This is a genomic window from Caballeronia sp. SL1002 (genome assembly GCF_057814995.1).
In genome coordinates this window covers 2,834,414-2,859,536 of sequence record NZ_JBYMUW010000002.1, presented here as the reverse complement: position 1 = coordinate 2,859,536, position 25,123 = coordinate 2,834,414, and the positions used below count along the sequence as shown (strand labels likewise).

22 protein-coding genes are annotated in these 25,123 nt (G+C 60.2%); 13 read left to right on the top strand and 9 right to left on the bottom strand.

Going from position 1 to position 25,123, the window contains the following annotated elements:
• The first annotated feature begins 31 nt into the window (after positions 1-31).
• Together araG and araH are read left to right on the top strand one after the other, a co-directional pair.
• Positions 32-1,540, top strand: coding sequence for an L-arabinose ABC transporter ATP-binding protein AraG (gene araG / locus AC3D25_RS15645; RefSeq protein WP_488889269.1), 1,509 nt, complete (start codon positions 32-34; stop codon positions 1,538-1,540).
• A gap of 58 nt (positions 1,541-1,598) precedes the next feature.
• Complete coding sequence (gene araH / locus AC3D25_RS15640) at positions 1,599-2,618, top strand: L-arabinose ABC transporter permease AraH (RefSeq protein ID WP_488889268.1); 1,020 nt, start codon at positions 1,599-1,601, stop codon at positions 2,616-2,618.
• A gap of 103 nt (positions 2,619-2,721) precedes the next feature.
• Here araH and sap1 read toward each other — a convergent pair whose 3' ends face one another.
• On the bottom strand, positions 2,722-3,078 hold the full coding sequence (gene sap1, locus AC3D25_RS15635; protein ID WP_488889267.1) for a surface attachment protein Sap1: 357 nt from the start codon (positions 3,076-3,078) through the stop codon (positions 2,722-2,724).
• A gap of 595 nt (positions 3,079-3,673) precedes the next feature.
• On the opposite strand from sap1, the gene AC3D25_RS15630 reads away from it, so the two are divergent.
• Both AC3D25_RS15630 and AC3D25_RS15625 read left to right on the top strand, forming a co-directional pair.
• Positions 3,674-4,306 (top strand): LysE family translocator, encoded by a 633-nt coding sequence (locus AC3D25_RS15630; protein ID WP_488889266.1) that lies wholly within the window; start codon positions 3,674-3,676, stop codon positions 4,304-4,306.
• Positions 4,303-4,758 carry an SgcJ/EcaC family oxidoreductase gene (locus AC3D25_RS15625; RefSeq protein WP_488889265.1) on the top strand — a complete coding sequence of 152 codons (456 nt, stop codon included), beginning with the start codon at positions 4,303-4,305 and terminating at the stop codon, positions 4,756-4,758. The genes AC3D25_RS15630 and AC3D25_RS15625 overlap by 4 nt, the downstream gene beginning before the upstream one ends.
• A 22-nt stretch (positions 4,759-4,780) precedes the next feature.
• Here the strand turns inward: AC3D25_RS15625 and mnmE are convergent, their stop codons facing one another.
• Positions 4,781-6,166 (bottom strand): tRNA uridine-5-carboxymethylaminomethyl(34) synthesis GTPase MnmE, encoded by a 1,386-nt coding sequence (gene mnmE, locus AC3D25_RS15620; RefSeq protein WP_488889264.1) that lies wholly within the window; start codon positions 6,164-6,166, stop codon positions 4,781-4,783.
• 325 nt (positions 6,167-6,491) lie between these two features.
• Here mnmE and AC3D25_RS15615 point away from each other — a divergent pair, with 325 nt between their 5' ends.
• The gene (locus AC3D25_RS15615; RefSeq protein ID WP_488889263.1) at positions 6,492-6,908 is read left to right on the top strand and encodes a transcriptional regulator; all 417 of its coding nucleotides are present in this window, start codon (positions 6,492-6,494) and stop codon (positions 6,906-6,908) included.
• A 130-nt stretch (positions 6,909-7,038) separates the two neighbouring features.
• On the opposite strand, the gene yidC is transcribed toward AC3D25_RS15615, so the two are convergent.
• The 4 genes from yidC to rpmH form a co-directional block, all read right to left on the bottom strand.
• Positions 7,039-8,703 (bottom strand): membrane protein insertase YidC, encoded by a 1,665-nt coding sequence (yidC, locus tag AC3D25_RS15610; RefSeq protein WP_488889262.1) that lies wholly within the window; start codon positions 8,701-8,703, stop codon positions 7,039-7,041.
• Between the two features lie 30 nt (positions 8,704-8,733).
• A complete protein-coding gene (gene yidD, locus AC3D25_RS15605) occupies positions 8,734-9,042 on the bottom strand; it encodes a membrane protein insertion efficiency factor YidD (RefSeq protein ID WP_488889261.1) in 309 nt (102 codons plus the stop codon).
• 61 nt (positions 9,043-9,103) lie between these two features.
• Complete coding sequence (rnpA, locus tag AC3D25_RS15600; protein ID WP_488889260.1) at positions 9,104-9,583, bottom strand: ribonuclease P protein component; 480 nt, start codon at positions 9,581-9,583, stop codon at positions 9,104-9,106.
• Positions 9,584-9,648: 65 nt separating this feature from the next.
• Positions 9,649-9,783: a 50S ribosomal protein L34 gene (gene rpmH, locus AC3D25_RS15595; protein WP_006998755.1), complete on the bottom strand. Its 135-nt coding sequence runs from the start codon at positions 9,781-9,783 to the stop codon at positions 9,649-9,651.
• Between the two features lie 393 nt (positions 9,784-10,176).
• Here rpmH and dnaA point away from each other — a divergent pair, with 393 nt between their 5' ends.
• From dnaA to gyrB, 3 genes are all read left to right on the top strand, one after another.
• Positions 10,177-11,769 carry a chromosomal replication initiator protein DnaA gene (gene dnaA, locus AC3D25_RS15590; RefSeq protein WP_488889259.1) on the top strand — a complete coding sequence of 531 codons (1,593 nt, stop codon included), beginning with the start codon at positions 10,177-10,179 and terminating at the stop codon, positions 11,767-11,769.
• A gap of 251 nt (positions 11,770-12,020) precedes the next feature.
• Entirely contained in the window at positions 12,021-13,124 is a 1,104-nt protein-coding gene (dnaN, locus tag AC3D25_RS15585; RefSeq protein ID WP_488889258.1) for a DNA polymerase III subunit beta, read from the top strand.
• A 124-nt stretch (positions 13,125-13,248) separates the two neighbouring features.
• Positions 13,249-15,720 (top strand): DNA topoisomerase (ATP-hydrolyzing) subunit B, encoded by a 2,472-nt coding sequence (gene gyrB, locus AC3D25_RS15580; RefSeq protein ID WP_488889257.1) that lies wholly within the window; start codon positions 13,249-13,251, stop codon positions 15,718-15,720.
• A gap of 440 nt (positions 15,721-16,160) precedes the next feature.
• Here the strand turns inward: gyrB and AC3D25_RS15575 are convergent, their stop codons facing one another.
• Positions 16,161-16,913: a hypothetical protein gene (locus AC3D25_RS15575; RefSeq protein ID WP_488889256.1), complete on the bottom strand. Its 753-nt coding sequence runs from the start codon at positions 16,911-16,913 to the stop codon at positions 16,161-16,163.
• Positions 16,914-17,236: 323 nt separating this feature from the next.
• Here AC3D25_RS15575 and istA point away from each other — a divergent pair, with 323 nt between their 5' ends.
• From istA to AC3D25_RS15550, 5 genes are all read left to right on the top strand, one after another.
• Positions 17,237-18,754: an IS21 family transposase gene (istA, locus tag AC3D25_RS15570; RefSeq protein ID WP_488889255.1), complete on the top strand. Its 1,518-nt coding sequence runs from the start codon at positions 17,237-17,239 to the stop codon at positions 18,752-18,754.
• Positions 18,744-19,553, top strand: coding sequence for an IS21-like element helper ATPase IstB (gene istB, locus AC3D25_RS15565; RefSeq protein WP_488889254.1), 810 nt, complete (start codon positions 18,744-18,746; stop codon positions 19,551-19,553). Before istA ends, istB begins: the two co-directional genes overlap by 11 nt.
• A gap of 242 nt (positions 19,554-19,795) precedes the next feature.
• Positions 19,796-20,635 carry a hypothetical protein gene (locus AC3D25_RS15560; RefSeq protein WP_488889253.1) on the top strand — a complete coding sequence of 280 codons (840 nt, stop codon included), beginning with the start codon at positions 19,796-19,798 and terminating at the stop codon, positions 20,633-20,635.
• 81 nt (positions 20,636-20,716) lie between these two features.
• A complete protein-coding gene (locus AC3D25_RS15555; RefSeq protein ID WP_488889252.1) occupies positions 20,717-21,436 on the top strand; it encodes an ImmA/IrrE family metallo-endopeptidase in 720 nt (239 codons plus the stop codon).
• Positions 21,436-21,903 carry a PIN domain-containing protein gene (locus AC3D25_RS15550; RefSeq protein WP_488889251.1) on the top strand — a complete coding sequence of 156 codons (468 nt, stop codon included), beginning with the start codon at positions 21,436-21,438 and terminating at the stop codon, positions 21,901-21,903. The genes AC3D25_RS15555 and AC3D25_RS15550 overlap by 1 nt, the downstream gene beginning before the upstream one ends.
• 101 nt (positions 21,904-22,004) lie before the next feature.
• Here the strand turns inward: AC3D25_RS15550 and AC3D25_RS15545 are convergent, their stop codons facing one another.
• Positions 22,005-23,651, bottom strand: a complete 1,647-nt coding sequence (locus tag AC3D25_RS15545) for a restriction endonuclease subunit S (RefSeq protein ID WP_488889250.1) — start codon at positions 23,649-23,651, stop codon at positions 22,005-22,007.
• Positions 23,648-25,117, bottom strand: coding sequence for a type I restriction-modification system subunit M (locus tag AC3D25_RS15540; protein ID WP_488889249.1), 1,470 nt, complete (start codon positions 25,115-25,117; stop codon positions 23,648-23,650). Before AC3D25_RS15540 ends, AC3D25_RS15545 begins: the two co-directional genes overlap by 4 nt.
• Positions 25,118-25,123 lie beyond the last annotated feature (6 nt).

Below are 25,123 nucleotides of genomic sequence, written 5' to 3'. Positions count from 1 at the left end.
GGCTCACGTCATTTGCATCCGAGGCTGTCCCATGATGGAAACCGCAGTGGCTACGGCCACGCCTTATCTCTCGCTCGACAACATCACCGTGCGCTTTCCGGGCGTGCTCGCGCTCGACGGCGTGTCGCTCGGCGTGCGCACGGGCGAAGTGCACGGCTTGATGGGCGAGAACGGCGCGGGCAAATCGACTTTGCTCAAAGTGCTGTCGGGCGTCAATTCGACGAGCGGCGGCAGCTTGTCGCTCGACGGCGTCGAACAGCAATTCACGACGACCAAGGCCGCGATCGCGGCGGGCATCGCGATCATCTATCAGGAACTGCATCTGGTGCCGGAACTGACGGTGGCCGAGAATCTGATGCTGGGCGCGATGCCGAACCGTTTCGGCATCCTCGACGAAAAAGGGCTGGTCAAACGCGCGATCAGCGAACTCGACCGGCTCGGCGAGAAGATCGACCCGAACATGCAGGTGAAGCATTTGTCGATCGGCCAGCGGCAGATGATCGAAATCGGCAAGGCGCTGATGCGTAACGCGCGCGTGATCGCCTTCGATGAACCGACGTCGTCGCTGTCGTCGCGTGAAACCGAGCAGTTGTTCAAGATCATCCGCACGTTGCGCGCGGAAGGCCGCGCGATCATCTACGTCACGCACCGGATGGACGAGGTTTATGCGCTCTGTGACCGCGTGACCGTGTTCCGCGACGGCCGGCGCATCGAGACTTTCGACGACGTCGACGGGCTCGAACGCGACCGGCTCATCAGTTGCATGGTCGGCCGCTCGATCCGCGACGTGTACGGCTACCGGACGCGCGATATCGGCGGCGTGCAACTCGACGTGCGCGCGATCATGGGACCGGGCTTGTCGGAACCGGCGTCGTTCAGCGCGAAGAAAGGCGAGATCGTCGGCTTCTTCGGGCTGGTCGGCGCGGGGCGCTCCGAACTGATGAAACTCGTCTATGGCGCGGTAAAGCCGGTCGCGGGCGATATCGTGCTCAAAGGCACGCCGCGCACGTTCCGGTCGCCGCGCGACGCGGTGCGCGCGGGCGTGGCGCTTTGTCCCGAGGACCGCAAGCAGGAAGGCATCGTGGCGATCGCGTCGGTGTCGGACAACCTGAACATGAGTTGCCGCCGCCATCACAGCGCGCTGCACATTCTGGACGGCCGCAAGGAAGCGGCGACCACGAGCGAATTCATCGGCAAGCTCGCCATCAAGACGCGCAACGGCGAAACGCCGATCGGCACGCTTTCCGGCGGCAATCAGCAAAAGGTGATTCTGTCGCGCTGGCTCGCGGAAGAAATCGACGTGTTCCTGATGGACGAGCCGACGCGCGGGATCGACGTCGGCGCGCGCAGTGAAATTTACGGGCTGCTTTACGGGCTGGCCGAAGCCGGGCGCACGGTGATCGTCGTGTCGAGCGATCTGGCCGAAGTGATCGGCGTGGCGGACCGCGTGATCGTGATGCGCGAGGGCAGGATCGTCGGCAATTTGCCGAAGGCCGAGGCGACGCCCGATCAACTCATCAAACTCGCCTTGCCGGGCTGAACGCGCTGAACGGGCTGAACAATCACGGCGCGTGAACGCCACGAACTACAGAGACATCATGCAGACAACCAACACGCCAGTCACCAATCGGCCGAATCAGCCAAACCCGAAACAAAGCGTCGGCGCGCGAGCGCGCGCGGCGCGAACGTGGGATCTCATCAACAAGTCGGGCATCGTGATGGTGTTCGTCATTTTGTTCGTCGCGCTGTCGCTCTCGGTGCCGGGTTTCTTAAGCTCGCGCAACATGCAGGGCTTGCTGCTGTCCGTCACGCTGATCGGCTCGATCTCCGTCACGATGATGTTCGTGCTCGCGCTCGGCGAGGTGGATTTATCGGTGGCGTCGATCGTCGCGTTCGCGGGCGTCACGGCGTCCACGCTGATCACGGCGACGCACAGCGTGACGCTCGGCATCGCGGGCGGCGTGCTGGCGGGCGGCGCGGTCGGACTGGTCAACGGCGTGCTGATCGCGCGCTACAAGATCAACTCGCTGATCGTCACGCTCGCGATGATGGAAGTGGTGCGCGGCCTCGCCTACATCACGTCGCACGGCGACGCGGTGATGATTTCCGAGGAATCGTTCTTCGAACTCGGCGGCGGATCGTTCCTCGGCATCTCGTATCCGATCTGGAGCAACATCGTCGGCTTCGTGCTGTTCGGCTTTCTGCTGAAAAAGACCGTGTTCGGCAAGAACGTGCTCGCGGTCGGCGGCAACAGCGAAGCCGCGCTGCTCGCCGGGCTGCCCGTTACGCGCATCAAGATCACCGTGTTCGTGCTGCAAGGGCTCGTGACCGGTTTCGCGGGCGTGATGCTCGCCTCGCGGATGAGCCTCGGCGACCCGAAAACATCGGTCGGACTCGAACTCGGCGTGATCTCGGCGTGCGTGCTCGGCGGCGTATCGCTGACGGGCGGCGTCGCGACGATTTCCGGCGTGCTGGTGGGCGTGCTGATCATGGGTTCGGTTCAGGACGCGATGAGCCTGATGAACGTGCCGACGTTTTACCAATATCTGATTCGCGGCGGCATTTTGCTGCTGGCGGTGTTATTCGACCAGTTCCGGCGGAGTAAGCGGGTGGTGTAAAGCGATTTAAGCGTTGACGACGGTGTTCAGCCGATGCGGTAAAACGCATCGGCTGTTTTTTCGTCTTTTGAAAATACCGAAAGTGCTATTGGCGGTATTTGCGTTATTGGCGAATGAAACGGTCTGCCGTCCACATGCCTTGCGTATCGCTATTCGACGCGTTCACGAATTCCACGTCGTGGCCGACCACGCGGACCACGCGAAAATGCGAATCTTCAGGAGTGGAAACGCACTGAAAACCCTCGAAGTATTCCTGCATTTTGGCGTGCTCGCCGGCTTGCGCGTGCTGGTCGGCGGAATCGAAATTATCTTTCGACATGCAGCCGTACGAATTGGGGCGGAACTTGAAGGTTTGCTGGGGCTGGATCACCGTGTCCTGGGCTTGAGCCGCCGTGACCGTGGCGAGAAAGCCGAGTGTCGAAATTAAAGCGGCGATAAAAGCGCTGGCGCGTTTCGTCATTTATTTGCCTCCGTTCGGATTTTGTCGCGCGAATTAGCTATGTATTTAATATTCTCAATTCGCAGCATTTATCTTAGACGAGAAAATCGCAATAACAAGCACATCTTATGTGCGCTTGCAACAGGACGGAATGTCGCAGGTGGAGCGTTTTGGCAGGTTATTTTGCGGTGAAAACCGGTGCGCCTTAATAGGCTTTAACGCAGCGCCGATATTCAACGCGTGAAAACCCTTTGACGCGCCGCAGTAAAAAAATTGCCCGGTCGATTAGACCGGGCATCAACCTCACGGCAATGAGGGAGGAGACACATCCAAACTGCTGGGCCAGATCGCTGGTCAAGCCCAATTAATCAAGAGCAGAAAGCGTGCCATTAGACAAAATCCGCGTCGTTTGCGATTCAAACAACAGACAAAAACAAATGCGTTCAAGGACTTGGGGTTTTCCAATGGTTTGATTGCGCATGATTCGCCCTGCGCTCGGCCGCCCCGAAGCGCGACGCCCGTGAAAGTTTTTCGCATCGATTAGAAGTTTGGGCGTGGGGCTTGTCAGCGCTGCGCGTTCGTGGATAAATCGAACAAACCTCTGGAGTTTCCAAGCATGACACTTGCCCAATGGCTGCCCTTCGCCATCGCCTCGGCCATCCTTGTCGCCATTCCCGGCCCGACCGTCCTGCTTGTCGTTTCCTATGCGCTCGGCCACGGCCGCAAGTTCGCGCTCGCGACCACGGCAGGCGTGGCGCTCGGCGATCTCACCGCGATGACCGCCTCGATGCTCGGCCTGGGCGTGCTGCTCGCGGCATCGGCGGAAATGTTCATGGTGCTGAAATGGGCGGGCGCGGCGTATCTCGTGTATCTCGGCGTGAAGCTGTGGCGCGCGCCGGTGATGGACGCCGATGCCGTCGCCGGGGCCGCGCCGGCTGAAGTGCGCACGAGCCGCATTTTCGCGCACGCGTATGCGGTCACGACGCTGAACCCGAAGAGCATCATTTTCTTCGTCGCGTTCGTGCCGCAATTCATCGATCCGCACGTCGCGAGCGTCTCGCAGATTGCCGCTTTCGAAGCGACGTTCGTCGGCCTCGCGACGGCCAATGCGTTCGCTTATGCGCTGCTGGCTTCGGCTGCGCGACGGGCGATCCGCAAACCTTCGGTGCAGCGCGCCGTGAACCGGACGGGCGGCGCGCTGTTGATGAGTGCAGGCGTATTCGCAGCAGCGTGGAAGAAGGCAACATGAGCGAAATAGACGATTGGACAGCGAGCGCGCGGCACGTGCATGCCGCGCTGATCGACGACTGGAACCGCAAGGACGCGGCGGCGCTGGCCTCGCGCTTTGCCGAGCGCGGCAATCTGGTGGGTTTCGACGGCAGCGTCGTAGATGGACGTTTGGCGATCGAAGCGCATCTCGCGCCGATCTTCGAGAAACACGCCACGCCGCTTTTTGTCGCGAAGGTTCGCGAGGTGCGACGACTGCCGGGCAACGCGCTGCTGCTGCGCGCGGCAGCGGGCATGTGGCCGCGCGACGGCGGCGATCTCAATCCCGACCTCAACGCAATCCAGACGATGGTGCTCGCGCTGTCGGACGGCGCGTACAAGATCGAGTTGTTTCAGAACACGCCGGCGATGTGCGAGGGAAAGGAAGCGTTGACGGCGGAGTTGAGGGCGCTGGAGCGGCCGGGCGTGGTGTAGCGGGCGCGTGATGCACCAGCCCTCACTTCCCAATACAAAACCGGCTGAAAATCACCCCCAGCAAGTCGTCCGATGTGAACTCGCCCGTGATCGCATTCAGCGATTCCTGCGCGAGCCGCAGTTCTTCCGCGAACAGATCTAGCGCCTGCGAGTTCTGATCCGCGTGCGCGGCGGCAACCGCGAGATGCTCGCGCGCCGCCCGCAGCGCGATCAAATGCCGCTCGCGCGCCAGATAGATGCTCTCCGCGCCCGCCTGCCATCCCGCGATCCGCAGCAATTCCGCGCGCAGCAATGCAATGCCGTCGCCGGTTTTCGCCGATAACCGCGCCTCCCGCAAATCGTCCGCGCCCGTCACCGACGCCGCCACGCCCGCCAGATCCGCCTTGTTGAGCACGCGCACGACCGGCACGCCCGCCGGAAAGCGCGCCGCGATCGCAACGTCCTCCGGCGTCACGCCGACGCGCGAATCGAGCAGATGCAGCACGACATCCGCGCGCTCGATCTCGCCCCACGTGCGCTCGATGCCGATCCGCTCCACCTCGTCCTCGGTATCGCGCAGACCGGCGGTGTCGATGACATGCAGCGGAATCCCCTCGATCTGAATAGTCTGCGTGACCTTGTCGCGCGTCGTGCCGGCAATCGGCGTGACGATCGCCAGTTCCGCGCCCGCGAGCGCGTTCAGGAGCGACGACTTCCCGACGTTCGGCTGCCCCGCGAGCACCACCGACAGCCCCTCGCGCAGCAACGCGCCCTGGCGTGCATCGGCGAGCACGGTCGCGAGACGCTCGCGGATCCGGCCGAGCTTGCCGCGCGCGTCGGCCGCTTCGAGAAAATCGATCTCTTCCTCGGGAAAATCAAGCGTCGCCTCGACGAGCATCCGCAACGTGATCACCTCGTCCACCAGCACGTGGATTTCGCGCGAGAACACGCCGTCGAGCGAGCGGCCCGCCGAGCGCGCGGCCGCTTCCGTGCTCGCCTCGATCAGGTCGGCCACCGCTTCGGCCTGCGCGAGATCGAGTTTGTCGTTGAGGAACGCGCGCCGCGTGAATTCGCCCGGCTCGGCGAGCCGCAGGCCGAAATCGCGGCCCACTTCGATCGCGCGCTGCAGCACAAGTTGCAACACGATCGGCCCGCCGTGACCCTGAAGTTCCAGCACGTGCTCGCCGGTGTAGGAGTGCGGCGCGGGAAAATACAGCGCGATACCGCGGTCGAGCGCAACGCCCGCGGCATCCGCGAACGGCACGTAGCTCGCGTGGCGCGGCGCGAGCGGCTGGCCGCACAGCGCTTGCATCGCGTGCAACGCCGCCGCCTCGCCGCCGCGACCAAACGAAAGCCGCACTACGCCGATCCCGCCGCGACCGGGCGCGGTGGCAATGGCGACGATCGGATCGGAGTCGGACTGGAACATGGCGGCGCGCCTTCGGTGTGGGCTGAAAGGGAAGACGGCATTGTATCGCGGTGCTTTTTGCACTCTGGAGCGACCGCGTTTAAACGCCAGTCATAAGACAATTCTTGGTTTATCCTATCCGGGATAGCGGGGAAAACCGGTAAGTATCCCGAGCGAAAAGCCGATGCAGCGCTTTGCGCTGTCGCGTCTGGCTCCGCGTCACAAGAAAGAATTTTTCAAATCCGGCCCGATTTTCGTGGGTGCGATAAAAGCGCGCCCGGCCGTGAGTGAAATCTAGTCGGGCTGGTTGACTGGCGTCCGACGCTTGCCTTGCACAATCGGGACCATGCCAACACCAAAAGAAAAGGCCGATTTCTCCGAGCGGCTCAAATTTTCCATGACGCGTGCGCCCGAAAAAATGCGCGGCGCCACCGATCTCGCTCTGCGTTTTAATTTGCGCTATCTCGGCGAACCGGTTTCGCCGCAGACCGCGCACAAGTGGCTGACCGCGCGTTCAATTCCAACCGTCGATAAATTGAAGACGCTGGCCGAATGGCTCAAGGTCGATCAACACTGGCTTCATTACGGCCCGCCGCCGTCCGGCAATGCGCAAGCCGCGCCAAAGCCGCTCGCGCATGACGCGAAGTATCCGGCGTCGGAGGAAACGCTCGAACTGGCATCGAAAATCGAAGCGCTGAGTCCGCATCACCGGTACTTGCTCGAAGAATTAATCGAGCAGTTTTATGGCGCGCCGCGTGGCTAACTCAATTCGTGAATCGAGTGATCGCCTGAAATACGAAATGTGACATCGAGCGAGCAATTCGACCGCTGAAATGCAAAACGCCCCGCATCGAGCCGGGCGTTTTTTTGCATCGAGCGGAACGTGAAGCGCGTTAAGCCGCTTTCTTCTTCGACGAACCCATCATGCGCGTGATGTAGTACTGCTGCGCGATCGACAGCACGTTGTTCACCACGTAATACAGCACGAGGCCGGACGGGAAGAAGAAGAACATGACCGAGAACGCGAGCGGCATGAACATCATCATCTTTGCCTGAACGGGGTCCGGCGGCGTCGGGTTCAGCTTCGTCTGCAGGAACATCGAGACGGCCATCAGCACCGGCAGGATGAAGTACGGGTCTTGCTGCGACAAATCGTGAATCCAGCCGATCCACGGCGCGCCGCGCATTTCCACCGACGACAGCAGCACCCAGTACAGCGAAATGAACACCGGAATCTGCACGACGACCGGCAGACAGCCGCCGAACGGATTGACCTTCTCGGTCTTGTACAGCTCCATCAGCGCCGCGTTCATCTTTTGCGGATCGCTCTTCAGGCGTTCGCGAATCTGCTGCATGCGCGGCGTGATGGTCTTCATGCGCGCCATCGACTTGTAGCTCGCCGCCGACAGCGGGAAGAACACGGCCTTGATGAGCAGCGTGAGCAGGATGATCGACCAGCCCCAGTTGCCGACATAGCTGTGGATCTTTTCGAGCAGCCAGAACAGCGGCTTGGCGATGATCGTCACCATGCCGTAGTCCTTCACCAGTTCCAGACCCGGCGCGATGCCTTCGAGCATGCGCTCTTCTTCGGGACCAGCGAACAGGCGCGCGGACACGTCGGCGCTCTGACCCGGCGCGATGGTCGGCACGGCTTGCTGCACGCCCACGCGATAAAGCTGCGGGTCGATCTTCTGCACGTAGATATCGCGCTTCACGCCTTGCTGCGGAATCCACGCCGACGCGAAGTAATGCTGCACCATCCCGATCCAGCCGTTATCCGCGGACGGCGCGAACGTCGCCTTGTCCTTGTCGATATCGCTGAAATCGATCTTCTGGAAGTGATGCTGGTCCGTGTAGACAGCCGGGCCGATGAACGTGTGCGAGAAACGCGGCGTTTCCACCGGCGTGTTGTCGCGCACGAGTTCCATGTAAAGCTTCGGCGTGACCGGCACGGTGCCGACGTTCTCGATTTTCGTATCGACGTTGATGACGTAGCTGCCGCGCGTGAACGTGTAGGTCTTGACGACCTTCACGCCACCCTTGACCGGCGATTCGAACGCGAGCGAAAGCGTTTTGGCGTCACCGGAAAGCGAGGTCTGTCCCGGAACCGGCGTGTACACGTCGTTGTGGTTCGGGAAATCGCCGCCGAGCAAACCGGTGCGCGCGAGATACGTGTGGCTCGGCGTGTGGTCGAACAGCGTGATGTACAGATCCGGCTGCTTGCCGTCGCCTTCCTTCACGAGCGACAGCTTGGAGAGCGTGCCGCCGCGCGTGTCGATTTCGCCCGAATACACGTCGGTCGTGAACTTGACGAGCTGCGCTGCGGTGGTGGCCGGCGGGGTGGCCGCGCCCGGAGCGACGGCGGCGCCGGTCGAAGGCAGGTCGGCGGGTTGCGTGCCCGGCGTCGTGGTTCCCGGTGCGGCGGAGCCGGCCGTCTTGGTCGGGACGGCGTTCGGGAAGAACATCGACGGGCGCCCGTGGTCACGTTGCCAGTTGTCGAACAGCATGACAGCCGACATGAAAAAGATGACCCATAGGACGGTACGTTTGATATCCATGCGTTGTCTCAGTGTCGATCGAAAAGCGCCTTAGCGGCGCCGTTGGGTAGTGAACTCGGGAGCGGATTCGGCCGCCGGCGTGTCGGCTGACGGCGAATCTGGGCTTGGAGCGGGTCCGGAGGCGGGCGGCGGCGGGACGAGGTCAATGCCGCCAGCCGAAAACGGATGGCATCGGCACAGGCGTTTTGCTGCGAGATATGTGCCGTGCGCGGCGCCATGATACTGGATTGCTTCGCGCGCGTAGTCGGAACAAGAGGGGTAAAAGCGGCACCGGTTGCCGAGCAGAGGGCTCACGGCAACCTTATAAAAGCGCAACAAAGCGATCAATGCCGTTTGCATAAGCTTCGCGTCTGGTGATCCGGCCGCGCCCGGTGGGCGCTGGCCGGACACCGTGTCCGCATCATGGGCCAGGTGACTTCGGTGGATCGGCGGCGGCGGGCGGCGCTGTGTCCGCCATGCGGCGCGCCGCTTCGCGCACCGCCCGGTCGAGCAGCATCACGATTTCTTCGCGGCAGAGCGTGCGCAGCGGCGGCGATTTCGCGCTCGGCATCGCCTTGCGGTCGATCTTGGCATGCAGGCGCAGCAGAATGTCCCAGCCGCTTAAGTCTTCGCGACGCAGCCGGAACGCATCGCGCGCCAGCCGTTTGATCAGATTGCGAGTGACGGCCCGCGGCGCCTGCTTCTTGCCGATCACCAGCCCGAGACGCGCCTCGTTGCCGGTGGGCTTGCCGTACATGACGAAGTGCGGCGAGCGTCGCCAGGGGCGCAAACGAAAAACGGATGAGAATTCATCCGTTTTCAGTAGCCTTGCGGCTTTGGGGAACGTGGCCTGCGTTCGCACTTGAATAGTGTCCTGTTCGGAGCCTTCGGTGCGATGCATACCCGCGTTCTCCCGGGCGTTCGCGCACATGCGGGCGTCAGCCTGCGCGTGCCGACCCGGCAACCTTAAACTGCCAGGCGCTTGCGGCCCTTCGCGCGGCGTGCGTTGATCACTTTACGACCGCCGGCCGTCTTCATACGGACACGGAAGCCATGAGTGCGCTTGCGGCGGGTCACGGAAGGTTGGTAAGTACGTTTCATGGTGCTCTCACTTGAGTGTTAATGACCGCGCGAGCATCGCAGAAAGTGCAATGGCCGGTGGTTCAACGGAATTCGGTTCGCGGAACCCGCTATTTAAACCGGTTTTCTATTGACCGTCAATAGCTTAGCGTCAATGTCAATCACTTTCGACGCCGCTCGCAGCCCTCGAAAGCGTTGATCGGACCCTGTGGATAACTCGCGTGCCGACAGGGTTTGGCGTTAGAATCTCGTCTTATTTCCAAGAATCCGACCGCTGCTTCGGCCCGCTGTTCGACCGCAAACCCTTGCGGCGTAAGCCTCCGAAGCGCGCTTGCTCGATCGGATCCAATTCTTGCCGCTTTGACGCGGCTGGCGCTGCTGCTTGCGGCGGCGCAACCAAAACGACTGCACCCGATGAACGAATTCTGGCAACACTGTTCCGCATTGCTGGAGCGCGAACTTACGCCGCAGCAGTACGTAACGTGGATCAAACCGCTGGCCCTGGTCGATTTCGACGCCGACGCGAGCACGCTTCGCATTGCCGCGCCCAATCGCTTCAAGCTCGACTGGGTGAAAAGCCAGTTTTCGGGCCGGATCGCCGATATGGCGCGCGAATTCTGGCAAATGCCGGTCGACGTCCAGTTCGTCCTCGATCCGAAAGCCACCGCGCGCAACGCCATGGGTGCGGGCGCGTCCAATGGTTCGTCCGTCGCCGCGCCGCGTCCGCCCGCGCCGGGATCGCGCGCGGCTGAGTCCGCGAACGGCGGCGGTAACGGCCACGGCAATGGCCACGCGAACGCCGCCGCGCACGTGAACGCGCTCGCCGCCGAGGCCGCTCAAAAAGCGCAATCGGCACAAGCGGCACACGACGACCGCGCCGATCTCGACCTCCCGAGCCTCGATGCCAACGAGGCCGCCGTCGCGCGGCGCACGTGGCGGCCGGGCGGCAACGCTTCGTCTAGTGGCGAAAACGACTCTGCCTACGAACGCTCGAAGCTGAATCCCGTGCTGACGTTCGACAACTTCGTGACCGGCAAGGCGAACCAGCTCGCGCGCGCGGCCGCGATTCAAGTCGCGGACAATCCGGGCATTTCGTACAACCCGCTCTTTCTGTACGGCGGCGTGGGGCTCGGCAAGACGCACTTGATCCACGCAATCGGCAATCAGTTGCTGATGGACAAGGCGGGCGCGCGCATCCGCTACATCCACGCAGAACAGTACGTGTCGGATGTGGTGAAAGCCTATCAGCGCAAGGCTTTCGACGAGTTCAAGCGGTATTACCACTCGCTCGACCTGCTGCTGATCGACGATATTCAGTTCTTTTCGGGCAAATCGCGCACGCAGGAAGAGTTTTTCTACGCGTTCGAGGCGCTGGTCGCGAACAAGGCGCAGGTCATCATCACGAGCGATACGTATCCGAAGGAGATTTCGGGTATCGACGACCGTCTGATTTCGCGCTTCGACTCCGGCCTGACGGTCGCGATCGAGCCGCCGGAACTCGAAATGCGTGTGGCCATTTTGATGCGCAAAGCGCAGTCGGAAGGCGTAAGCCTCTCGGAAGACGTGGCGTTTTTCGTCGCGAAGCATTTGCGGTCGAATGTCCGCGAGCTGGAAGGCGCGCTGCGCAAGATCCTCGCGTATTCGAAGTTCCACGGCAGGGAGATTTCGATCGAACTGACAAAGGAAGCGCTGAAGGATTTGCTGACGGTGCAAAACCGCCAGATTTCGGTGGAAAACATCCAGAAAACAGTCGCCGATTTTTACAACATCAAAGTCGCGGACATGTATTCGAAAAAGCGTCCGGCGAACATCGCGCGGCCGCGCCAGATCGCGATGTATCTGGCTAAGGAACTGACGCAGAAAAGCCTGCCGGAAATCGGCGAACTGTTCGGCGGACGCGACCACACGACCGTGCTCCACGCCGTGCGCAAGATCTCGGCCGAGCGCGGCACGGACGCGCAGCTGAACCACGAACTGCACGTGCTGGAACAGACGCTGAAAGGCTGATGCGGCACACCTGAAAACGGGTCGAAAAGCGCCTCTGTTTATTGACGAAAATGCCCCCATTTTTAGGGAGCGGTTCCGTTTTCAGGCACAATACGGGTTTGACCGCCTGGCGGCCTTGGGCGGGGTTTAGCGCAGTGCTTTGGCGCGTGACTGGCGGGGGGCCGGGAGCGCGTGTCACGAGGCTGTCCCGCCGCGGCAAAAAGCCGTGGCAAAAAGCGGCGGACAGGCCGTCACATCAACGAAGGAAATCTATGCAACTGGTCAAGACCGAACGAGATAATCTCCTAAGGCCGCTGCAAACCGTGAGCGGTATCGTAGAACGCCGCCATACGTTGCCGATTCTCGCCAATTTGCTGATCACCAAGAATGGCGCCGACGTGTCGTTCCTCTCGACCGACCTCGAACTCCAGATCACCACGCGCGCCGATTTCGGCGTGGGCAGCGATCAGGTCGCGACCACCGTCGCCGCGCGCAAGTTGCTCGATATTCTGCGCGCCATGCCGCCGGGCGAAGTCGCGCTCGATCTCTCGGACAAGCGTCTGACCGTGCGTTCTGGCAAGAGCCGCTTTGCGTTGCAAACGCTCGCCGCCGACGAATTTCCCACCGTCAATCAGGCTACAGACTTCGGCGCGAGCCTGTCGGTTCCGCAAAAGACCTTCCGCCAGCTGCTCGGCATGGTCCACTTCGCAATGGCGCAGCAGGACATCCGCTATTACCTGAACGGCATGCTGCTCGTGGTGGACGGCGACCAGTTGATGGCGGTCGCGACCGACGGTCACCGTCTCGCGTTCTCGTCGATGAAAATTGAAGGCGCTTTCCCGCGCCAGGAAGTCATCATTCCCCGCAAGACCATCCTGGAATTGCAGCGCCTGCTGGAAGATATCGACGACACGCTGAAAATCGATATCGCGGCGACGCAGGTCAAGTTCACGTTCGGCCAGGTCGAACTGGTGTCGAAGCTCGTGGAAGGCAAGTTCCCGGACTTCCAGCGCGTGATTCCGAAGTCGCACAAGAACACGTTCCTGATCGGCCGTGAAGAACTGCAGCGCTCGCTGCAACGCGCCGCCATCCTGACGTCCGACAAGTTCAAGGGTGTGCGTTGCCTGGTCGAACCGGGTCAGTTGAAGATCATGTCGACCAACGCCGACCAGGAAGAAGCGCAGGAAGAACTCGAAATCGCCTACCAGGGCGACAGCGTCGATATCGGCTTCAACGTCACGTATCTGCTCGACGTGCTCGCGAACCTGAAGATCGACAACCTGCAAGTGAGCCTCGGCGACGCGAATTCCAGCGCCCTGATCACGATTCCCGAGAACGAGGAATTCAAATACGTGGTGATGCCGATGCGCATCTGACGCGTCCAATACCGAAAACATTCCAAGGGGCGCTCCGCCCCTTTGGCGTTTTTAAGGTGTTTCGAAAAGTCTCGAAGCAGTATCCGAGTGGTAACCGAGCAGTAACGCAGAACCGGAAAATTCCATGACTGAAAATACAAATTCGCAACCCGACAACAGCTACGGCGCATCGTCCATTCAGATCCTCGAAGGTCTGGAGGCAGTCCGCAAGCGGCCGGGCATGTATATCGGCGATACGTCGGATGGCACGGGTCTGCATCACCTCGTATTCGAAGTGCTGGATAACTCCATCGACGAAGCGCTGGCCGGTTATTGCGACGACATTCACGTCACCATTCACGCCGACAACTCCATTTCCGTCACCGATAACGGCCGCGGCGTGCCGACCGGCCTCAAGCGCGACGACAAGCACGACCCGAAGCGCAGCGCCGCCGAAATCGTGATGACGGAACTGCACGCGGGCGGCAAGTTCGACCAGAACAGCTACAAGGTGTCCGGCGGCCTGCACGGCGTGGGCGTGTCGTGCGTGAACGGCCTGTCCGAGTGGCTGCGCCTCACCGTGCGCCGCGACGGCAAGAAGCACTTCATGGAGTTTCATCGCGGCGTCGTGCAGAACCGCGAGATCATCGAGGAAGACGGCGTGCAGTATTCGCCGATGCCGGTCGTCGGCGATACGGAAAATCGCGGCACGGAAGTGCATTTCATGGCCGACGTGACGATTTTCGGCAATGTCGAATTTCACTACGACATTCTCGCGAAGCGCATGCGCGAACTGTCGTTCCTGAATAACGGCGTGCGGATCCGCCTGACCGACTTGCGCAGCGGCAAGGAAGACGACTTCGCATTCGTCGGCGGCGTGAAGGGTTTTGTCGATTACATCAACAAGACCAAGCAAGTGCTTCACCCGACCGTGTTTCACGCGACCGGCGAGAAGGACAACGTCACGGTCGAAGTGGCGATGCAGTGGAACGACAGCTACAACGAGAACGTGCTGTGCTTCACGAACAACATTCCGCAGCGCGATGGCGGCACGCACCTGACCGGCCTGCGCGCGGCCATGACGCGCGTGATGAACAAGTACATCACCGATCACGATATCGCGAAGAAGGCGAAGGTCGAAACCACCGGCGACGACATGCGCGAAGGTTTGTCGTGCGTGCTTTCCGTGAAGGTGCCGGAGCCGAAATTCAGCTCGCAGACGAAGGACAAGCTCGTTTCGTCGGAGGTGCGCGCGCCGGTTGAGGACGTGGTCGCGAAGGCACTCGAAGATTACCTGCAGGAAACGCCGAACGACGCGAAAATCATTACCGGCAAGATCATCGACGCCGCGCGCGCGCGGGACGCTGCACGCAAGGCGCGTGAAATGACGCGGCGCAAGGGCGTGCTCGACGGCGTCGGCTTGCCGGGCAAGCTCGCGGATTGCCAGGAAAAGGATCCGGCGAAGTCGGAAATTTATATCGTCGAGGGTGACTCGGCGGGCGGTTCGGCCAAGCAGGGACGCGACCGGAAGTTCCAGGCCATTCTGCCGCTGCGCGGCAAGGTGCTGAACGTGGAGCGCGCGCGCTTCGACAAGCTGATTTCGTCGGAGCAGATCGTCACGCTGATCACCGCGCTCGGCACAGGTTTCGGCAAGGACGACTACAACCTGGACAAGCTGCGCTATCACCGCATTATCATCATGACCGACGCGGACGTGGACGGCGCGCACATCCGCACGCTGCTGCTGACGTTCTTCTACCGGCAGATGCCGGAGATCGTCGAGCGCGGGTATATCTATATCGCGCAGCCGCCGCTGTACAAGATCAAGGCGGGCAAGGACGAACGGTATTTGAAGGACACGCACGAGCTTAACCAGCACATGCTGAAGCTCGCGCTGCAGGGTTCCGAACTCGTGCCGAGCGAAGGTGCGGACGCGATTTCGGGCGATGCGCTCGGCGAACTCGCGCGCGCGTATCTGCTGGCGCAGGCGGTGGTGGATCGCGTGAGCCGTTTCTACGACGTGAACGCGCTCGGCGCCGTGATGGACGGCATCGTGCTCGACCTGAGCTCGACGGAAGCGACGGCGGCATCGGCGAAGGTGCTCGAAGCCGCGTTGCGCGCCGACCCGCTGAAGCCCGAAGTGACGGTCGAGCCGTACTACGACACGGTGCGCGAAGTGCGATCGCTGCATATCAAGCGGCGTCATCATGGCAACGTGAAGGTGTCGGTGATCGACGAGGAGTTCCAGTTGACCTCCGACTACAAGCAACTCGTGACGACCGCCGATACCTTCAAGGGCTTGATCGGCGCGGGCGCGCTCATCAAGCGCGGCGAGCGTTCGATGGCCGTGACGGACTTCAAGAGTGCGATGAAATGGCTGATCGCCGATGCGGAACGTAACGTGTCGAAGCAACGTTACAAGGGTCTCGGCGAGATGAATCCGTCGCAGTTGTGGGAGACGACGATGGATCCGGCCGTGCGGCGTTTGCTGCGCGTGCAGATCGAAGACGCGATCGCAGCGGACGGGATTTTCACGACGCTGATGGGCGACGATGTGGAGCCGCGTCGTGCGTTTATCGAGAGTAATGCGTTGCGGGCGGGGAATATTGATGTTTGAGTCGTGGTGGATTGTGCAGGGAAACGGAATTCGTGAGACTGGAGCCGAGTTCGTGAGACTGAAAAGACGGAATTGATTAGACTGCCGGGATTTACGTTCCGGCAGCGTCCGCGACAGTCCGCAAGTTTGGCTTCGAGGCATCAGGAAAATACGGGTCTACGACTATCAGTGTGGTGGGGTGTTGGCCCAGGGCGCGTCACGCCTGAGGGGCCGTTTCCGGACCCGTAGTTGTCAGTCGCGGCTGCGGCGCGGCAATGCCGCTGTCCAACTGTCAGCGGACGTTCGTTTAGTTGCCTCGTCGGGTGACTAACGGTACTACTGTCCCCTCTGCCCCCGCCCACGAATCAACGACGCCACCTGTTCGCGCGGTTTATTTTGGCCGACTGCATCATCGGCGCACCGGCTCAACATAGCTGTTGATCAACGGTCCGTGGCGACCACTAGATGAAGTGGAGCAGCAAGCGGCCGATCGAATTGATCATGTCTCTGGCGAAAGTTGCCAGCCATTTCTGTGCGTCGCCAGCGAAGTGAGATTCGCTGAAGCCGTTGCGGGAATTGGCAACGGCGTTCGTCAAGGTCGGAATCGCGTTCACGATTTGCTCAGGAAATGGCCCGTTCGCCCGTAACTTCGCGACGAGGTCGTCTTTCACGATCCGGCAAAGCGCTATCAAGTCTGTGACATCAGACCTCACTGGAACGTGCTTGTGTACGTATGCCTTATAGAGACCCTCTAGGCACGTGTAGGCCAGCGTGGTCGCCCGATTGTACTGCTGTGCATCAATCGCGTGGTCGACATCACGAAGACTATTGTTCAACTTCTCCGAGTTCCACAGGTCGGGTGGAACCACGCTCATGGGCACTGCATAGCCGCCACCAAAGACGGTCGCTCGTATCGCGTCGACTTCGTCTTTCGCGTAGGGTTCGGCCGCCTCAATGAACAAACGGAACAGCTGAAAGCGTTGCGGTTCTGGCAAAGCCATAACCGCGTCCCAATAGAACGATCTTCGCGAAGTGCTTTTGCCCTGACTGTTTCGGATGGAGATCAACTGTTCGTAATTTGGCGCCCCCGGATCGATCTGCTGGACGAATCTTAGGAAGCTCGGACCGCTTAGATACGTTGGCGAGTCCTTTCGGTCCCACAGAATGAAAAACCGGTTGTACGCGGCGATCCAGTTGACCGATGATTGGTTCATTCTCGGTTTTCCTCCGATGCGCGGCCACGGCGGTCGCGTATGGCGAGAGTCTACCTAATCCCGGATGTACAATCTTTTGGATATGCGACTCGCCTCGATACCTGCGATCACGCGCGCGTACTGCGTGCGATGTCGATGCCATGGGTGCGGACCCGACCATACCGCCGATCACACCTGTGAGGATGTAGTCGACTGCTCGAGGACCCTTGTCTGTTGATGGCCATGCAAAACTGACCCACTTGGGTTAAAAGTTTTCATCGAAAATTGACCCACATGTTCGAATGTCCGCTCGGTAGCCCGAGCGGAGAACCGGAGTGATTACGGTGAGCATGTTGGCCAAGATTCGGCGGATGCACTTCCGCGACGGCGTCTCTATCCGAGACATATCCCGGCGCACGGGCTTATCCAGAAATACTGTTCGGCAGTGGTTGAGAGAGCCGAAAGAGGATGTGCCGCGCTACCCCAAACGCGTGAACCGCAGTGTGGTAGACCCATGGTCCGAGCAATTGCGAATGTGGCTCGTCGCGGACACTCGGCGGCCTAAGCGCGACCGCCGCACCGGACGGCAGATGTATGAAGACCTCCGCGCTGCTGGTTACGACGGAAGCTATGGGCGTATCTGCGCTTTCATTCGGGCCTGGAGCGAGGCAAAGGAACAATCTCCGCGCGGTGCGTTTGTCCCGATGGCGTTTGAATATGGCGAAGCATTCCAGTTTGACTGGAGCTGCGAATACGTCTTCGTTGGGGGCTTGCGCAAGCGGCTTGAGGTCGCGCACTTAAAGTTGGCCGCCAGCCGCGCCTTCTGGCTTGTTGCCTATTACACGCAGAGTCATGAGATGTTGTTCGACGCGCACGCACGTTCGTTTCAGGCGTTGGGTGGCGTTCCGCGTCGAGGCATATACGACAACATGAAGACCGCCGTCGACAAGGTCGGCCCGGGCAAGGAGCGGGCAATCAATGCGCGTTTCCACACGATGTGCGGCCACTACCTGTTCGAGCCGGAGTTCTGTAATCGAGCAGCCGGTTGGGAGAAAGGCATCGTCGAAAAGAACGTCCAAGACCGACGACGGCAAATTTGGCATGAAGCAATTCGCCAGCGCTGGGAGTCACTCGACGTTCTGAACATCTGGCTTGGCGAACGCTGCAAAGCGGCTTGGCAGGAGCTGCGTCACCCCCAATGGCCGGAGCTGACTGTCGCCGACGTACTGCAAGAGGAACGGCCGCAACTCATGGCCAATCCGAAACCGTTCGATGGCTACATCGAGCAGCCCGTTCGTGTTTCCTCTACGAGCCTGATTCACTTCCAGCGCAACCGCTACAGCGTGCCCACGAAGCACGCTAATCAGGTTGCGAGTCTGCGCATCTATCCAACCTACCTGAGCGTCGTCGCAGACGGCGAGGAGGTCGCACGCCACCCGCGCAGTTTCGACCGTTACCAGACCTTCTACGACTGGCAGCACTACGTCGCGTTGGTCGCGATGAAACCGGGTGCACTGCGTAACGGCGCACCGTTCCTGACGATGCCGGAGCCTATGCAGAGACTACAGCGTCACCTGCTTCGGCAGGAAGGTGGGGACCGCGTGATGGTGCAGGTGTTGTCGGCGACGCCGGTTCATGGCCTCGAAGCAGTCCTGGTTGCTGTGGAATTAGCGTTGGAATCAGGTCGCCCAAGCGGCGACCATGTGCTCAACATTCTTGCGCGTCTAAAAAGCACCACTCGGTCGTCTGGCGGAGAAGTCGTTCAGACCGCATTGCGACTGAAGGTCGAGCCGCTCGCAGACGTTCACCGCTATGAGCAACTTCGTTACTTGCCGCCAGAGGAGAAAGGCCATGTCGATTGAAACCGCCACACAATTGAAAGCGCTGAAGCTGCACGGCATGGCACAAACCTGGCCTGAATTGTTGGCTCAGGCGCGTCACAACGAGTTTGACCCAGAGGACTTCATGCGCCAGCTTCTGAAGGCTGAGACGGCGGAGCGGGCAGTCCGGTCCATTGCGTATCAAATGACTGCGGCACGCTTCCCAGCGCATCGGGACTTGGCTGGCTTTGAGTTTGCGGAAGCCAGCGTCGATGAGAACCTTGTTCGGGAGCTTCACACACTAAAGTTCAGCGAGTCCGCTCAAAACATCGTCTTTATCGGCGGCCCGGGAACTGGCAAAACGCATCTCGCAACTGCTATTGGTATCGAGGCAGTCCAGCAGTACGGCAAGCGGGTCCGGTTCTACTCCACTGTCGAACTGGTGAACTTGTTAGAAGCGGAGAAGGTAGCGGGCAAACCGGGGCAACTCGCCAATCGGCTGATGTATGTGGATGCTGTAATTCTTGATGAGTTGGGCTACTTGCCCTTTACTCAGACAGGAGGCGCATTGCTGTTCCATCTGTTCAACAAGCTTTACGAGCGCACCAGCATCGTTCTGACGACCAACCTGAGCTTCACGGAGTGGTCGAACGTATTCGGTGATGCGAAGATGACAACAGCCCTGCTAGACCGCTTAACGCATCATTGCCATATTGTAGAAACAGGAAACAACTCGTGGCGCTTCCGGAACAGCAGCGCAGGGCAACCGGCGAAACGAGCCATCGCCCGTAAAGCCTCACCTAAACCCGCAGAAAAGACAGAAATCGACGCACCAGAGTAGCGCTTTGGCGCTTCAGGGGTGGGTCAATTTTAGATGAAAACAGTGGGTCAGTTTCCAGTGGAAATCAACACCTTGTCAGGCCGTCGGTCAACTCGACGACACGAGCGCACGGGATCAGGCGATCGCGCAAGCGCTGCCGCCAAAAGAGATCCACAGCAACACTGCCGGCAGCGGGTGCCCTGACCGGTCGACGACGCATCCGATGATAAATAGCTGTATCGACAGAACAACAGGAAAACTGCATGTTCCATTTCATTGTCAAGGGCGCTGGCTGGACCCCGAACCGTGACACGATCGACCAAACCCGTGTGCTGGAGTATACGGACCAGCACGTTCTGGAGATGTTCCAGCCCGATGGCGATCTTGATGTCGAGAAGGCCATCGATATCCCTGCGTTGTTCGTCAGTGAGACCGGTGGCCTCGGTGATGAAGTTGGCCGCGTCGGGACGATCAATCGCGTGCGGTCAGTCGGCCGGAATTTCCAGATCGACTACACGTTAGACCCCGACATACCAGGCATTCCAAACGCGAAGCTCGAAGCGATGGCTGCGGACCTCGACGTCACAACTTTCGAGTTCCAGCGGACGCACTGGGCAATCAAGGACATAGACCTATTCAAGGTCTTGCTCAAGCGCGGCGCTGGAGAGCGGCCACGGCCAAAGGTTTTTCAACTTGCCGATCAGACCGATGACGAATTAGTCTCGGTGATGATGCCGTTCGACGCTGCATATAATGGCGTTTATGAGGCGTTGCAGACGGTTGCGCATGAAGTGGGAATGCGGTGCCAGCGCGCGGACGATATCTGGGAAGCTGACGCGGTCATTCAAGACGTCGCGAGCTTGATCAGCCGCGCGCGGGTAGTGATCTGTGATTTGACTAGCCGGAATGCAAATGTGTTCTATGAGACGGGTATTGCCCACACGCTGGGCCGTGACGTGATTCTCATTGCGCAGAATGGCGGTGACGTACCGTTCGACGTAGGACACATTAGGCACCTCAGATACCTGAACAACGGCGAAGGACGCATCCGCCTACAACAAGAGGTCGCGCGCCGATTGCGGACGCTTACCGGTCGCGATTGAAGCCACCGGTGCCACACGGCTCCTGCGCTCGCCAATGATATCCAACATAGCGGGCCGCCATGTCCACATCAATTCAAGACGTTGGGCAGCGTCGACCAGCAGGTCGCCTGGAAGAACGCTGAAGAAGCCTTGGAAAAGTGGCGCGAAGTCTTTGCGACGAAGGTCGGCATCTACGCCTTCAAGGACGCCTTCCGGGCACCCAACTACTTCGGGTTCTGTCTCTACGACGATGAATTCCCTGTCATCTACATCAACAACAGCTCAGCGAAGTCGCGCCAGATTTTTACGCTCTTCCACGAGTTGGGGCACCTGCTCTTTCACACGAGCGGAGTCGACCTGCTCGATGACCCTTTCATTAAACACCTGGGCGACGCCGAGCAAAAGATCGAGATCATCTGCAACGGCTTGGCCGCACGCGTCCTCGTGCCCGATGACCTGCTCGACCAGATGCTCAAGGGTATGAAGATAGGCCGGCTTGCCGCAAGTCAACTCGGCGACCACTTCAACGTCAGCCGGGAAGTTATCTACCGCAAGTTCCTCGACCGCGGCCTGATCGCTGCGGACGAGTACGTGGCAGCCGCGAAGGAATGGACAGCACAGATGAAGAAGCCCGAGGGCGCAGAACCGTCCGGCAACTACTACAACAGCCAGCACGCCTATCTTGGGCAGCGTTACATAGACTTGGCTTTCACGCGGTATCACCAGCAGCGCTTTGACCAGCGGCAACTGGCGGAGTACCTGAACATGAAGCCGAAGAGTCTTCCTACCTTCGCAGAGAAATTTGCGGGGGGAGGACTCTGATGTACATCTTGGACACAGGCGTCATTTCGAACCTGCATAAGAACTACTACCGTAAGCGCTTTGTGTCGCTGTGGAAAGAGTTCGACCAGCTTGTGGCCGACGGAAAGATCACGTCGACCCGCGAGGTCTTTCACGAACTTGGCGAGGGTTCACCCGGCGCTGATCTTGAATGGGCCAAGGCCAACGCCAAGCTCTTCGGCACGCCTGACGCGAAGGAAGGTGCATTCGTGGCCAAAATCTATGCCGTCGCACACTTCCAGGCAAACATTGAGAAGCAAAAACTCTATAAGGGAGGCCGCAACGCTGACGCCTTCGTCGTGGCGCGGGCGCATGCGATCGGCGGAACCGTTGTGACAGCCGAACGACTGAAGCCCCATGCCGTGAAGGTTCCAAACATATGCGCTCATTTCAAGATCCCTTGCTTGGACCTTGAGGGATTCATGGAGAGCGAAGACTGGGAGTTTTGAGAGAGCTTGCGCTTCCCCGTATGCCGCACGGACGGCGGAAGCGCCGCCCGCCCGTGCCCGCCCCTCCCGCCGGACCGGCGTCCGACCGGCGACCTTACCCTTCAAGCGGCCGCTGCCAGGTCGTCCGTCTGTGCCACCAATGGTGCGGTGGACGCCGCCTGCTCGACCAGGGCCTCGGCGAAACGCGCCTGACATTTCTGGCGTGCGATCAGGCGTGCGCGCAGGGCGCCACACAGATTACGCAGCTCTTCCACTCGCGCGACGATTCGAAGCATCTCATTGCGCGGAGGTACCGGAATCAGAACGTTGTTCAGGATCTCGAGGTTTATATTCTTTTGCGCTGTTGACGGAGCAAAAGCGGTTAGATCGTCTTTCGCCGTTTCGATGAACGTCAACACATATCGGGCGTCCACCAACTCTCCTACTGGGACGAAGCCGACTACGCTATCGGGAAAGCACGCGTCAAACCCGAGAATGGCTGAGTCAGCAATATTCGCTGCGATTGTGATGCATAGCGTTCCGGCTGGCCAGAGCCTGCTCTGCGCTAAGCCAGACTCACTGTATTGAGCGTTAAATCTCTCGATCACGCGATCCGCGCGTGCGACGTCACCGGTTTGGATCAACGGATAAACGCCGGGGCTAAATAGCATGGGATCATTCCTCGGTCGATGTTTGGATTTTCCCCGCCCAAATTCGCCAAGTTCCGGAAAGCGCGCCCAAGCCCATCCGTCGGGCAATGCAAAAGGCGCCTCTTCGTCTCGTATTATCGGCAGATCCTTTTCCCGCTTAACTTTGCCCTCTGCAATCAGCTGAGCTTTCTTTGCTTGAATCTCGGCGAGAAGCGCTTTTGCCGGGACATCAGTAGGATCCTGAGCCACGAGCGATCCACGCACAGCCATGTGTCCAATGGCACGCTCAAGTGCATCAACCGCCTCCGGCCGGTCGAGCAGCAGGTCGAAGTGCGCGGCGACGCGGGACCAGTTTTCCGCGAGCGCGTGCGACGACTCGCTGGCGGCCAGCGCATCGAACAGTGTCGCGGTCAGCCGCGCATGCTGCTCCGCCTCGAGCCGGCCACGGACCTCAAGCTCGTCGCACAGGTGCATCAGTTCGTTGACTTTGGCGACGATGCGTTTTTGTTCGGCGAGGGGCGGGATCGCTACAGGCAGAACGTATGCTTCGGCGCGGCTCAGGCCAGGCTTGATTCCCTTACCAAGCGCATCCAAGCCCAACGTATGAAAAAGCTTGAAGCAAAAATTTAAGTCAAGCTCTTCTGGAGGAATGTAGTAATAGGCAACATCCGTAACCCAGCAACCAGAATTAGTGCATAAGTTCAGGGCGCCAGCGGACCCCTTACGGCCTACGACGATGCAAGGAGCGCTTACCGAACATTCCGAGTGACTTCCCACAACGCCATTGGATCCATAAACAGGAAACTCGCCGGAATTGCTTCTTTTTGGAGCAGGCAGGTTGGCCCCGTATTCGAGAGAAAAAACTGAGCCAAAGCGAGTCCAATACCAGCTTTCCGGAACATTGAAAGGACTTTCGCCGTCCTCAAGCGTGCGAGGCGGTTCGGAACTCGTCCCAGCTTTGCTCAAGGCAATCCGCTTCAGCAACTCACACGCTGGCTCGTCGTTTGGATCCTGCGGCACCAGCTTACCCTGCATAGCCAGCCGCAGAATCAGTCCGCGCAAGCGTGCGACGCTATCCGATGCCGTGGCCAGCACCTGAAATCCTTGACTGAGCTTCATGCCCGACCCTCCAGCGCGTCGGCAAGAATGCCCTTGAGCTGGTCGCGCAGCGCCTGAGCCTCGCGTGTCAGCTTTTGGTACTGGGCGAGCAGTTCGTCCGGATCATGGCTGATCTCGTCGCCCCGATGCGGATTTTTCTGGTCGAGGTTGTAGCCACTGACCTTCAGGCGGTCGATGCCGACCTTCCAGGCGAACTCGTTCTCGACGCGACTCGCGAAGCCATCGGCCTCGCTGCCCCACCACGCCTTTACGGCCGCGAACTCCTCGATGCGGATCGGCTTGGTTTTCGAGTAGCTCTTGTAACCCGCCGGGTACGGGTGCTCGTAGTACCAGACGTGCTGCGTCGGCGCGCCCTTGGTGAAGAACAGCAGGTTGGTCTTGATGCCCGTGTAGGGCGCAAAGACGCCGTTCGGCAGCCTCACGATCGTGTGCAGGTCGCACTCGGTCAGCAGCTTTTCCTTGATGCGGGTCTTCACGCCTTCGCCAAACAGCGTTCCATCCGGCAGTACCACTGCGGCGCGACCGTTGTGCTTCAGCAACTCGATGATCAGCACTAGGAACAGGTCGGCCGTTTCACGCGTGCGCACGTCCGCCGGAAAATTTCCTTCAATCCCCGGTTCTTCGGTGCCCCCGAACGGCGGATTGGTCAGGATCACGTCGACCATGTCGCGCGCGCCATAATCAGCGAGCGGTCGCGCCAGGGTGTTGTCATGGCGGATCAGCGATGGGACCTCAATGCCGTGCAGCATCATGTTCGTGACGCACAGCAGATGCGGCAACTGCTTCTTTTCGACACCGTTGATCGCGTTCTGCACCACGATGTCATCCTCGACGCTCCGACGCTGCGCTTTCAGGTGCTCGAGCGCGCAGGCCAGAAAACCGCCGGTGCCGCACGCCGGATCCAGGATGCGTTCGCCAAGCTGCGGGTTGACCTGGTCGACCATGAACTGCGTGACCGCGCGCGGCGTGTAGAACTCGCCGGCGTTACCGGCGCTCTGCAGGTCCTTGAGGATCCGCTCATACAGGTCGTTGAACAGGTGACGGTCGGCGCGGTTGTTGAAGTCGATCTCGTTGATTCGGTTGATCACCTGGCGCAGCAGCTGACCGGACTTCATGTAGTTGTACGCGTCGCTGAACACCTCGCGGGCCACGAAGCCGCGCGCATTGCGCTGCGGGTCCGCATTGAGCGTCTTGATCGACGGAAACAGGTCGGTGTTCACGAACGTCAGCAGTTCATCGCCGGTGATGCCCTCCGGATCAGCCGCCCAATTGCGCCAGCGCAGCCGCTCGGACAGCGGCGACCAGTAGGCATCGCGCATCAGTTCGAGCTCGGTTTCCTGGTCGTCGAAAATCTTGAGGAACAGCAGCCAGGTTAGCTGCGAGATCCGTTGCGCGTCGCCGTCGACACCGGCGTCCTGGCGCATGATGTCCTGGACCGACTTGATGAAGGTGGAGCTGATTGTCATGAATGA

What these genes read in the sequence shown, in the direction of transcription:
- araG (WP_488889269.1), top strand. Translation starts at nt 32, where the DNA reads ATGATGGAAACCGCAGTGGCTACGGCCACGCCTTATCTCTCGCTCGAC.
- araH (WP_488889268.1), top strand. Translation starts at nt 1,599, where the DNA reads ATGCAGACAACCAACACGCCAGTCACCAATCGGCCGAATCAGCCAAAC.
- sap1 (WP_488889267.1), bottom strand. Translation starts at nt 3,078, where the DNA reads ATGACGAAACGCGCCAGCGCTTTTATCGCCGCTTTAATTTCGACACTC.
- AC3D25_RS15630 (WP_488889266.1), top strand. Translation starts at nt 3,674, where the DNA reads ATGACACTTGCCCAATGGCTGCCCTTCGCCATCGCCTCGGCCATCCTT.
- AC3D25_RS15625 (WP_488889265.1), top strand. Translation starts at nt 4,303, where the DNA reads ATGAGCGAAATAGACGATTGGACAGCGAGCGCGCGGCACGTGCATGCC.
- mnmE (WP_488889264.1), bottom strand. Translation starts at nt 6,166, where the DNA reads ATGTTCCAGTCCGACTCCGATCCGATCGTCGCCATTGCCACCGCGCCC.
- AC3D25_RS15615 (WP_488889263.1), top strand. Translation starts at nt 6,492, where the DNA reads ATGCCAACACCAAAAGAAAAGGCCGATTTCTCCGAGCGGCTCAAATTT.
- yidC (WP_488889262.1), bottom strand. Translation starts at nt 8,703, where the DNA reads ATGGATATCAAACGTACCGTCCTATGGGTCATCTTTTTCATGTCGGCT.
- yidD (WP_488889261.1), bottom strand. Translation starts at nt 9,042, where the DNA reads ATGCAAACGGCATTGATCGCTTTGTTGCGCTTTTATAAGGTTGCCGTG.
- rnpA (WP_488889260.1), bottom strand. Translation starts at nt 9,583, where the DNA reads ATGCATCGCACCGAAGGCTCCGAACAGGACACTATTCAAGTGCGAACG.
- rpmH (WP_006998755.1), bottom strand. Translation starts at nt 9,783, where the DNA reads ATGAAACGTACTTACCAACCTTCCGTGACCCGCCGCAAGCGCACTCAT.
- dnaA (WP_488889259.1), top strand. Translation starts at nt 10,177, where the DNA reads ATGAACGAATTCTGGCAACACTGTTCCGCATTGCTGGAGCGCGAACTT.
- dnaN (WP_488889258.1), top strand. Translation starts at nt 12,021, where the DNA reads ATGCAACTGGTCAAGACCGAACGAGATAATCTCCTAAGGCCGCTGCAA.
- gyrB (WP_488889257.1), top strand. Translation starts at nt 13,249, where the DNA reads ATGACTGAAAATACAAATTCGCAACCCGACAACAGCTACGGCGCATCG.
- AC3D25_RS15575 (WP_488889256.1), bottom strand. Translation starts at nt 16,913, where the DNA reads ATGAACCAATCATCGGTCAACTGGATCGCCGCGTACAACCGGTTTTTC.
- istB (WP_488889254.1), top strand. Translation starts at nt 18,744, where the DNA reads ATGTCGATTGAAACCGCCACACAATTGAAAGCGCTGAAGCTGCACGGC.
- AC3D25_RS15560 (WP_488889253.1), top strand. Translation starts at nt 19,796, where the DNA reads ATGTTCCATTTCATTGTCAAGGGCGCTGGCTGGACCCCGAACCGTGAC.
- AC3D25_RS15550 (WP_488889251.1), top strand. Translation starts at nt 21,436, where the DNA reads ATGTACATCTTGGACACAGGCGTCATTTCGAACCTGCATAAGAACTAC.
- AC3D25_RS15545 (WP_488889250.1), bottom strand. Translation starts at nt 23,651, where the DNA reads ATGAAGCTCAGTCAAGGATTTCAGGTGCTGGCCACGGCATCGGATAGC.
- AC3D25_RS15540 (WP_488889249.1), bottom strand. Translation starts at nt 25,117, where the DNA reads ATGACAATCAGCTCCACCTTCATCAAGTCGGTCCAGGACATCATGCGC.